Here is a 526-nt window from a genome sequence, read left to right on the forward strand (position 1 = left end):
GTCAGGTATTAACGAAAGTTTATGTTCTTGCATTTGATCGATATTATCATATAAATCTTTATAATTAGCCCCCATTTTATTCCATTGTTGCTGAATACTTGTTAGAGACATTATTGCTTGATCCACTGTCTGATACAAATATGTTAGAGTGTCTTTCGTATTAGTAAGTGAAATAACCGCTTGATTAGCCAGATCAGCTTTCATACTTAATTCTCCGATTTTATTCGAAATTTCATTATAAGAATTCATATGATTAGATGCCTCGACACCAGCTGCTGTTCCTAAACCGATACCAGCTGCTCCTAGAGCTGTAAGACCGCCAACAACAGCTGGTGTAGCTGTACCACCAGTCACAACAATTACTACCGCTCCTGCAATCGTTCCAATAACTAAAATAGCTGCTCCTAGTCCACCGCCAATTGACCAGGCTAATACATTATCAAAATGTGATTTCTGTGTAGAACGTAAATTCTCAATTTCGGCCTGAAGTTGTGGGACTAGTGCTTGTTTTCCCGCTAATATAGCC

Annotated in this window: 1 pseudogene; it reads right to left on the bottom strand. The window is 38.4% G+C overall.

From position 1 onward, the window contains the following. Nucleotides 1–526, bottom strand: a pseudogene (locus MR168_RS33060) (hemolysin BL lytic component L1); the annotation flags it as partial.

Origin of the sequence: Bacillus cereus group sp. BfR-BA-01356, from assembly GCF_022663635.1 — a bacterium.
Lineage (GTDB): Bacteria > Bacillota > Bacilli > Bacillales > Bacillaceae_G > Bacillus_A > Bacillus_A cereus.